This window comes from Rhizobium laguerreae (assembly GCF_002008165.1).
Taxonomy (GTDB): domain Bacteria; phylum Pseudomonadota; class Alphaproteobacteria; order Rhizobiales; family Rhizobiaceae; genus Rhizobium; species Rhizobium laguerreae.
The window spans coordinates 293,309-302,667 of record NZ_MRDM01000008.1; the positions used below are offsets into that span (position 1 = coordinate 293,309).

Annotated in this window: 8 protein-coding genes; 7 read left to right on the forward strand and 1 reads right to left on the reverse strand. The window is 54.3% G+C overall.

Annotated features, from left to right (window positions below):
- Positions 1-324 precede the first annotated feature (324 nt).
- Genes BS630_RS06210 through BS630_RS06230 form a run of 5 tightly spaced genes read left to right on the forward strand, consistent with a single transcriptional unit; the run spans position 325 to position 5,019 of the window.
- On the forward strand, positions 325-1,377 hold the full coding sequence (locus BS630_RS06210; protein WP_077976680.1) for an N-acetylneuraminate synthase family protein: 1,053 nt from the start codon (positions 325-327) through the stop codon (positions 1,375-1,377).
- Entirely contained in the window at positions 1,370-2,539 is a 1,170-nt protein-coding gene (gene neuC, locus BS630_RS06215) for a UDP-N-acetylglucosamine 2-epimerase (RefSeq protein ID WP_077976681.1), read from the forward strand. Before BS630_RS06210 ends, neuC begins: the two co-directional genes overlap by 8 nt.
- On the forward strand, positions 2,520-3,473 hold the full coding sequence (locus tag BS630_RS06220) for an NAD(P)-dependent oxidoreductase (protein WP_077976682.1): 954 nt from the start codon (positions 2,520-2,522) through the stop codon (positions 3,471-3,473). The genes neuC and BS630_RS06220 overlap by 20 nt, the downstream gene beginning before the upstream one ends.
- A gap of 4 nt (positions 3,474-3,477) precedes the next feature.
- Complete coding sequence (locus BS630_RS06225; protein ID WP_077976683.1) at positions 3,478-4,173, forward strand: acylneuraminate cytidylyltransferase family protein; 696 nt, start codon at positions 3,478-3,480, stop codon at positions 4,171-4,173.
- Positions 4,174-5,019: a class I SAM-dependent methyltransferase gene (locus BS630_RS06230; RefSeq protein ID WP_077976684.1), complete on the forward strand. Its 846-nt coding sequence runs from the start codon at positions 4,174-4,176 to the stop codon at positions 5,017-5,019.
- Between the two features lie 164 nt (positions 5,020-5,183).
- Here the strand turns inward: BS630_RS06230 and BS630_RS06235 are convergent, their stop codons facing one another.
- Positions 5,184-6,929: an ABC transporter ATP-binding protein gene (locus BS630_RS06235; protein WP_077976685.1), complete on the reverse strand. Its 1,746-nt coding sequence runs from the start codon at positions 6,927-6,929 to the stop codon at positions 5,184-5,186.
- A gap of 329 nt (positions 6,930-7,258) precedes the next feature.
- Between BS630_RS06235 and BS630_RS06240 the strand changes: the two genes are divergently transcribed.
- Complete coding sequence (locus tag BS630_RS06240) at positions 7,259-8,548, forward strand: nucleotide sugar dehydrogenase (protein WP_167383824.1); 1,290 nt, start codon at positions 7,259-7,261, stop codon at positions 8,546-8,548.
- Between the two features lie 318 nt (positions 8,549-8,866).
- Positions 8,867-9,256, forward strand: coding sequence for a transposase (locus tag BS630_RS06245; protein ID WP_143529406.1), 390 nt, complete (start codon positions 8,867-8,869; stop codon positions 9,254-9,256).
- The last annotated feature ends 103 nt before the right edge of the window (positions 9,257-9,359 follow it).

Below are 9,359 nucleotides of genomic sequence, written 5' to 3' on the forward strand. Positions count from 1 at the left end.
TCATCATCGGAACCATATCATCATACTGCATGTGAGCCGCTCCGTTGTGCATTCTTCGTGATTGTGTCCTCTCATGCATCCCATTGACGATAATAGCGGCATTCTCGATTGTTGCTGTTAAGGGATGGTTGTTGCGGGATCAAGGTCTTACCGCTAAACAGGCTCACTCCGATGACTGGTCTTTCGCCGCACGCTTGTCATCTTCTCGCCTGTCGGGCTAACAACAGTGAATATTTTGTGAAGCAAGCGTCTGTCTGCCCGGGAGAACCTGCTGCACAAAGCTTGAGCTAACAAGAAAAACTGCGGCCAGAGGATGGTCATTTGATGAGGACGCGAACAATTAAGATTGAAAATCGCCTGGTCGGGGACGGTTATCCGTGTTTCGTCATCGGTGAAATCGCGCAAGCGCATGACGGCAGTTTGGGCACCGCGCATGCCTACATCGATGCATTGGCCAGAGCTGGCGTCGATGCCATTAAATTTCAGACACATATCGCAAGTGCAGAATCATCGCCCGATGAGAAGTTTCGAATCAATGTTTTCCCGCAGGATGGCAGCCGATACGATTATTGGAAGCGCATGGAGTTTTCCAAGGATCAATGGCACAGTCTATTCGAGCACGCGCGCCGGAAGAATCTGATCTTTTTGTCATCTCCGTTCTCGTTTGAAGCTGTCGATTTGCTTGAGGCGCTGGGCGTTCCCGCCTGGAAAGTGGGATCTGGTGAGGTGACGAACCTGCCCATGCTAAAAAAAATGGCGGCGACGGGTAAGCCTGTGCTCATCTCCAGCGGAATGTCCAGTTGGTCGGATATGGATGAGGCCGTCTCAACAGTCACCGACAATGGCGGCCAGGTCGCCCTGTTTCAGTGTACGACCTCCTATCCGTGCCCTCCGGAGAAAATCGGGCTGAATGTCATCGGGGAACTGCAAACTCGCTACCTGCGACCTGTTGGTCTTTCGGACCATTCCGGGACGATCTATCCCAGCCTCGCAGCCGTGACGCTGGGAGCCAAACTGATTGAAGTTCACGCCGTATTTTCAAAAGACTGCTTCGGACCGGATGTCGGGGCGTCGTTGACTATCCCTGCACTGACCCAGCTCGTGGAGGGTATCCGTTACATAGAGGCGATGGCTAATTCTCCACTCGACAAGGATGCGGAGGCGCGTGAACTGGAAGAGCTGCGACTTCTTTTCGGAAAAAGCCTGTACACGAGGGGAGACTTGCCCAAGGGTCACAGGCTGGAAGCCGGCGACATAGCCCTCAAGAAGCCGGGAACGGGAATCCCTGCGAAAAATATTGATCGCGTCATCGGAAAGAGATTAATACGCGACTATCGCGCGGATGAGCAATTGCATGAGAGTGACATGGATGACTGAGGGTATCCAAAGGGTCTGCGTGGTCCTGGTCGATCGCGCGAATTATGGGCGGCTCCACCCCGTCATGACGGCGATTAAGGCCGACGATCATCTGGAACTGGTCACGGTTTGTGCCGGTACCATGCTTCTCGAGCGTTTCGGGCTAGCCGAGAAAGTTGTAGAGGCCGACGGTTTCAATGTGGAAGGTCGCGTGTTTCTCGAGGTCGAGGGCTCGGTGCCTGTCACGATGGCAAAAAGCATAGGTCTGGGTATCATCGAATTCTCGGCAGAGTTCCAAAGACTTAAGCCGGATATGGTCCTCTTGATAGGGGACCGGTACGAAGCGCTCGCCGCCGCCATCGCAGCCGCCTACATGAATATTCCGCTGGCGCACATTCAAGGCGGAGAAGTTTCAGGTTCGATCGACGAAAGCGCCCGCCATGCGATCACGAAGCTTGCGCACCTGCATTTCCCCTCGACTGCGCGTTCGGCGGAGTTCATCAGACGCATGGGCGAGCGGCCTGACACCGTGCACAATGTTGGATGCCCGTCGGGAGATTACATCCGCCGCCTCGATACCGATCTACCGGGGGACCTGTTCAAGCACGTGGGGGTGGGAGGTAACCTCACACCAGACCAGCCATTCTTCCTGGTCATTTATCATCCGGTGACCACCGAATTTGGCACCGCGCGTCAGCAGGCGCAGAATCTCATCGATGCACTGCACACGCTTTCCCACCAGACGGTATGGCTCTGGCCGAACATCGATGCAGGGGCAGATGATATCTCGAAAGCTCTCCGCGTGTATCGTGAACACAACGAAGCCGCGTGGCTTCATCTCGTAAAGAATCTTAGCCCCACGACGTTCCAGAAGTGCCTGAAGAAAGCTCGGTGCGCTATTGGCAATTCCTCGAGCTTTGTAAGGGACAGCACCTTCTCCGGCACGCCGGTCGTTCTTGTCGGCGACAGGCAGCTTGGAAGAGAGCACGGCGAAAATCTTATTTTTGTCGCTTCTGAAAAGGATGACATCCTGAAGGCTATCAATTTCCAGATCGAGCACGGGAGATATCCCACAAGCACTCTTTATGGAGATGGAACCGCAAGCTCTCAAATCGTTGAAGCGATCAAAAGCTTTGTTCCATACCGTCAGAAGTCGATTATTCATGCCTATTCAAGCTCATAGCACCCTCATCCTGGAGCCAGACAATTACAGCTCCGACGCCCTGGCGATCTATGGGAGGTTGGGTAACGTGTGGCTTGGCCATGCCCCCGAAAAAGCCGCTGTATCGCTTCTTGTCGTTCGGCTGGGGCGGGTTATCGACGCGGCGTTGCTCGACGAATTCCCGTCTTTATGCGCGATCGCCTCCCCGACAACGGGTCTTAATCACATCGATCTGGTCGAGTGCGAGCGGCGGGACATCCGCGTTTTTTCTCTCGCCGACTGCCGCGATGCGATCTCGAAAGTCACCTCCACATCCGAACTGGCACTCGGACTGATGATCGCGTTGCTGCGCAATATTCCGCTTGCGGCAGAGGATGTTAGCCGTCGCGGAAACTGGAACCGAGATGTCTTTCGCTCGCGCCAACTGTCACGATTGACTTTGGGCATCATCGGAATTGGTCGCCTCGGTGGGCATATGTGCGGCTACGCAAGAGCGCTGGAAATGAAAGTTTTGGCTTACGACCCGTATCAGAACGAGGAACGATTCGACGAACTTGGCGCGTCGAGGATGGACCTCATTCCGCTTTTGCAGGCCGCGGATATTGTCACCGTGCATGCATCGTTGAGAGATGACAATCGCAATCTGCTGAGCACAAGGGAGATCGGCGCGATGCGCCCGCACGCCCTGCTCGTCAACACGGCTAGGGGCGGTCTTGTCGATGAGCACGCCGTTGCGTCCGCGTTGCAGGAGCGACGTCTAGGAGGCTACGCGGCAGACGTGCTCGCCGACGAGCACAAAGAGCCTCGTTGGTTGGAGAACTCGCCTGTTTTCCAGGCGGCTGCGCGAGGCCTGAACGTTTTGCTGACACCCCACATCGGCGGCTGCACCACGGACGCCATGCACCTGACAGAAGAAAGACTTGCCGGTGTCGTTTACGATTGCATGGAGGGGTGAGCCGATGACGAAGGTGCTCGGGATATTGCCCGCACGGGGCGGCTCGAAGGGGGTATTTCGCAAGAACGTCCGACCATTGCTGGGAAAGCCGCTGATCGCGTGGGCTGCCTCGGCGTTGGCATGCTCTAAGCGGGTGTCACGGGCAATATGTTCAACTGATGACGAGGAGATCGCAAGCGCGGCGGTCGCCGCCGGCCTTGAGGTTCCCTGGATTAGACCATCGGAGATCGCAAGCGACAAGACACTCGTCGTGGATGTCCTCAATCATGCACTGGAGCGCCTCGCTGCCGACGGGGACGAAGGATATCACTACGTGGCTCTCGCTCAGGCCACCAGTCCCACGGTAACGGTCGAGGACATCGATGAAGCCATAGAACTCGCCATACGCCACGATGCCGACACGGTGCTCACGGGATACGATGCAGGGCAGCGGCATCCGACAACTATGTTTTCCCTCTCCTCAGACAAACAGGTAAATTGGTTGATGGATGCCGAGCATCGGATGGCACGCCGGCAGGATTTGGACCCTTATTTTATCCGCACAGGCCTTGTCTACGTCATTAAAAGAGAGACTTTGGTGGAGAGCCGGTCGATTTATGGGAATCGAGTGTTCTGCATGCCGGTGCCGGAAGCGCGTGCCTTGACGATTGATGACGAGCGCGACTTTGAACTAGCGGAATTCATATTGAGGAAACTTTGAATGGCCAAACATCTCGGTGATGGCAAAAGCTTTGATCGCAATTGGGTTTCCACCAAGGAAGCCCATTATCTGCATTGGACCAGAGGAAAGCCGGTCAACCAGATTCAACTTGCCTTCAGACAGCACTGGATCACCTTTCAAGAATTGCTTCCTAACAATCTGCAAGGAAAACGCGTGCTTGAGGTCGGTTGCGGTCGCGGTTCGCTCAGCGCCTATTTCGCCGATGCCGGTTGGGATTGCACGCTTCTGGATATTTCCGAGGCAGCGATCGATCTGGCGCGCGCTGCATTCTCGGCTCACGATCTTCGCGCGCGTTTTGAGGTAGGCGACTGCCTGAAAATGCCCTTTGAACAGGGATCCTTCGACCTCGTTTTCTCGATCGGTCTCCTGGAGCATTTTGAAGAGATCGAGCAAGCAATTTTGGAGCAGGTCCGGACACTTGCTCCGGGTGGGGTTTTTATAGGCTATGTGGTTCCTCACATTCCCGACAATGTGCAGAAGGACTACGGCTGGATCTGCAATATTCTTCGTGCCATTCTTCCTTTGAATCCTACTGCTGCCAAAACTCCGGTTTTTCGATCGGACGATCTCTCCCCTCCCTATTTGACCGTGATGGAAAAGGCAGGCTTAACGGCAATTGGCTCAAGCGGAACCTACCCGCTGCCGATGATAAGCAATTCGCCGGACTTTCCATTCACCTTGCTCCCGCAGGAGGCTGAACTGATTCTTGTGGATCATTTCGAGAACGTGCTTGAAGCACGCCGTCAAAGCAGCGGCGGCACAAACCCGTGGCTTTGCCACGAGAGTGAAGGACAAGCCTTCCTGATCTGGGGTCGGAAGGCTTGATGAGGTGACACAGGCACTGGAGTTGGGAAGGCTTTTCACTGCCTGCCCTTCCCTTTCGAAGGGGGGCGTCGTCTGTGAAGTTTGGTGACACGCCTCTTTTCAGAGATGGCAAAGCAAGGATATGGCGCAACCGAGCGGCACTTCCGGAGGTCGAATTTCCTCGTTTATAGTTCGACAACTTGGTCGACATTCTCCAGGTTGTTCATCTTATGCGTAATGATGATGATCGTCTTTGAACCTTTAAGGTTGTCGATCGACGCCATGACGCTCCTCTCGGTATGCGCATCGAGTGCGCTGGTCGCCTCATCCAGAATGATGACCGGTCGATCGAGATAGAGGGCTCGGGCAATGGCGATGCGCTGGCGCTGCCCTCCGGATAACTGAGCGCCATTTTCGCCGACGTAAGTGTCGTAGCCAGCCGGAAGTTCTCGTTCGATGAAATCGTCGATCGCCGCGGTCCTGCTTGCCCAGCGAACGCGCTCCAGATCGATGTCTCCTTCCGGTACACCGAAGGCAATGTTCTGCTTTAACGAATTTTCGGTCAAGTAAATTTGTTGTCCGACATACGCTATGTTTTTCTGCCACTGACGCTGGTTTGTCGTGTCGATCACACGACCGTCTATCAGCAACTGGCCGGACGAAGGGGATAGAAGGGCTGAAATGACATCAACCAAAGTTGTCTTTCCGGAGCCCGTCTTCCCCACCAGACCGACCGTACTCCCAGACGCTATATTCAAGTTGAAATCTTTGAAGACTGCTTTTCTGGTCTCGTTATATCGGAAATTAATATGTTTGAGCTCGATCGACCGCGTGAATGGCAAGCGTTCGATAAGATGATCCGCTCTCACCATCTCTTGAAATTCGAGCAAGCCCTGCTTTGTTTGGAGTATCTGCTCTTCGACCTTGTCGAAGACGGCGGCATTAAACCGCAATGTTGCCATGGACGAAAAGATCAATTGAAAATTCGGCAGGATCCGATACCCGGCAAAGGCATACAGGGTTAGAATTGGGAGAGCGCTTCCGAGACCGGCGCCTTTCGAGAGTTCGATCAGGACGATCGTAACGATGCCGCCGAATGCGATCACCTCAAGAGCGTAGCGTGGCAGTTGGGAAACCACGCCGCTGCGTACGGTCGTGGTCGTGAACGTGGTGGAGGCATCATCGAAAAGCCGCAGGTAGGTGTGTTCATCTCCTGTGATCTTGATATTCTTAATGCCGAGGATTGCCTCGTTGACCGTGCGGTGGCGTCTGGTCTGCGCGGCTATGCGTTGCTGCCCGATGCTCAGTAACCATCGACGAATAAACCAGTACAAGGCAACATACACGCCGCCCAGTGCGCCGCCGATCGTAATGGACACAATTGGATTTGCTGCCAGCAAAAGCAGCAGGAGGGCAAGCACAATGAATGCCTTGGAAGCGATGTCGATCATCGGCACGAGAACATTGCCGACCAAGCTCTGAACCTCCCCGAGTACGCTTCGGCGGAGGTCGGCAGAGCTGGTTTCCAGAAAGAAGCGGTATGGCTGGTAAAGATATTGTGTGAAGATGCGGTGTGAAATCTCGTGTCCTGCGCTTGAACTGAACTTCAGCGTAGCCCAAACGGACAGCGCGCGGAAGGTATTGTTCAGGAGCAGGATGGCAATGACGCAGATGCCCATGAAGATGGCAAAGCTGTGGACATCGGAGAAGCCCAGGGCGTTATACACTTCCGACAGGAAAGCGGTATGTTGGACTTTCTCGGGGGATGCTACGACCAGCATAAAGGGAACGATCGATCCAACGCCGATCGTCTCCAAAATCGCTGCAACCAGAGATAATATCAAAACCACCAGGGCGCGCCGCCGCTGGGAAGAATCCAAAAGCCGTACGACCCTGACCACAAGCCCAAACATATATTGATCGTTCTCCATCCAGCTAAGTCCGACCTCAACGTCACACACGTATGTTCCGGGGAGGTCTTCGAATGCGTAGGTTCAGTTTCCGAGCGCTCGCCGACGCTGTCTAGGAGGAAGAGGTCTCTAAGACAAGCGGTTTTGCCCGTGTCTCTGCTGGGGCTGCGTGCAAGCTTGATCGGCAGCAATGACTATTTCATTTCAGTCGTGGCGCGGTAAATACAGTCCCGGCAGGCATTTCACAATCGGCGTCCTATAAGCGGAACTGTTCGTGATAAGACGACCTTGAGATGAGTGGGCCGCTGAGTTAATAAGCGCGCACGTCAAATGTTTTGCTAAGGTACGTCATGTTGATCAATGAGAAAATTGCAGTAATTGGGCTTGGATATGTTGGACTTCCAATGGCGCTCGCGCTTGCTGAGACATTCGACACCGTCGTGGGTTTCGATGTGAAGCAGAGCCGCATAGCGGCATTGAAGGAAGGATTCGACGAAACAGGAGAAACGGCGGCAGAGGAGCTCGAAACCACAAGGCTTCAGCTGACATCTGATATCAACGATATCAGACAATGTACGGTATTCATTGTTGCAGTCCCGACACCGATTGATCTCAATCGACAGCCGGACCTCGCTCCCCTGACGGCAGCGTCGCGCACCGTCGGACGAGTGCTCAAGAAGGGCGACCTCGTGATATACGAGTCGACGGTTTATCCCGGTGTGACGGAAGAAATCTGCGGTCCGGTGTTGGCCTCCGAGTCGACGCTTGTATCTGGCGTGGATTTTTATCTGGGCTATTCACCCGAGCGGATTAACCCGGGTGACAAGCTCCATACCTTCAAAACGATTATCAAGGTCGTTTCTGGAGATTCGCAAGAGACACTTGATCGCGTTGCATCCGTTTATGAAGCAGTGGTCGATGCTGGCGTCTACAGGGCGCAAAGCATCAAGGTTGCGGAGGCAGCCAAGGTTATCGAGAACACGCAGCGTGACGTGAACATTGCGCTCATGAACGAGCTTGCCATTATTTTCGAGAAGATGGACATCCGAACGAGCGATGTTATCGCCGCGTCCAGGACGAAGTGGAATTTTCTACCCTTTACTCCCGGTCTTGTGGGGGGACACTGTATCGGCGTCGACCCGTACTATCTGACCGCAAAGGCCGAAAGTCTCGGTTACCACCCTCAGGTGATTTTATCTGGGCGGCGCATCAACGACAGTATGGGCAGCTTTGTCGCCCAGAAGGCGATCAAGATGTTGGTTTCCGCCGGCAAATCGATCACGTCTTCGAAGGTCGCGATCTTGGGGCTCACCTTTAAGGAAGACGTTCCCGATCTTCGAAACAGTAGGGTGCCTGATATCGTCAATGAATTGAATCTGTTTGGCATAAAGCCGATTATCCACGATGCGATGGCGCAGCCGGAGCTGGCTGTGCGTGAATATGGTATAACCTTGGATGACATTTCAAAGTTCACGGATGTGGATGCGCTCATACTTGCGGTCCCGCATGCCGCCTACCTTCAGAATCCCGACCGACTGTTCGCTGAAATGCTTGCGCCGAATGCTGTGGTTATCGATGTAAAGTCCGCGCTGGTCTCGGAGTCCTTGCCGATAGCTGCGGAAAACTACTGGAGCCTTTAGGTTTCGAATTATATTTTGGTCGTTGGACCGAAAAGCTATCTACGACCGGGAGCCCGAAAACGTCATGTTGAGCTCGTAGTTCAATGCGACTGATGGAGGCGTTGACGCTGTTGGTTTCTATTCTGAGTACATAAACCCCTTCCGGCGATCAAGGAGTTTGGGCGAACCAAACAATACGTGCCTGAAGTTGATCGGCTACGTGCGGCCGCGATGACCGAAGGCGGAGATGTGTTCCTGGTAACCGGTGTGCAGTCCCACGTTGTCTTCCCCACCTTGATCTGTGATCGCCTTTCCTGGAAGAGCAACGGGAGTTTCTCCATGGAGAGTACATTGGAGGTTCTCACGACCAGGAAGTCTGGACGTGAGGTGAATCGGCATTGGCCGGACGACGTCAAGGCGCAGATCGTTTCGGAAAGTCTTCGGCCAGGCGTGATGGTCAATGAGGTCGCAGAGCGACACGGCCTGAAGCCAAACCACCTCTCGACTTGGAGAACGATGGCACGGCAGGGCAAACTGGTTCTGCCTGCACCCGAGGATCCGGTGGAATTCGCAGCGGTGATCGTTGACCTGCCACTGAAGTTTCATCCAGCGGCGACTAGAGCTCCAGTGTTTTTTGAACCGCCCCAGGATTCTGGACCACCGGAGGCTGGAGTTTTCCGGCTTCATTCAGGGAGGTGGGCTGGTTACGCCTCCCGGATTCATCAGTAAGATTGGCACCTTATTGCCGATGGCGCCATGTGGCCGAACCTCATTGTACAACACGACGACAGAACACCCACAGGACGGAGGTTCGTGAGCTTTTATATCCGTG

What these genes read in the sequence shown, in the direction of transcription:
- BS630_RS06235 (WP_077976685.1), bottom strand. Translation starts at nt 6,929, where the DNA reads ATGGAGAACGATCAATATATGTTTGGGCTTGTGGTCAGGGTCGTACGG.
- BS630_RS06210 (WP_077976680.1), top strand. Translation starts at nt 325, where the DNA reads ATGAGGACGCGAACAATTAAGATTGAAAATCGCCTGGTCGGGGACGGT.
- BS630_RS06220 (WP_077976682.1), top strand. Translation starts at nt 2,520, where the DNA reads ATGCCTATTCAAGCTCATAGCACCCTCATCCTGGAGCCAGACAATTAC.
- BS630_RS06240 (WP_167383824.1), top strand. Translation starts at nt 7,259, where the DNA reads ATGTTGATCAATGAGAAAATTGCAGTAATTGGGCTTGGATATGTTGGA.
- neuC (WP_077976681.1), top strand. Translation starts at nt 1,370, where the DNA reads ATGACTGAGGGTATCCAAAGGGTCTGCGTGGTCCTGGTCGATCGCGCG.
- BS630_RS06245 (WP_143529406.1), top strand. Translation starts at nt 8,867, where the DNA reads ATGGAGAGTACATTGGAGGTTCTCACGACCAGGAAGTCTGGACGTGAG.
- BS630_RS06230 (WP_077976684.1), top strand. Translation starts at nt 4,174, where the DNA reads ATGGCCAAACATCTCGGTGATGGCAAAAGCTTTGATCGCAATTGGGTT.
- BS630_RS06225 (WP_077976683.1), top strand. Translation starts at nt 3,478, where the DNA reads ATGACGAAGGTGCTCGGGATATTGCCCGCACGGGGCGGCTCGAAGGGG.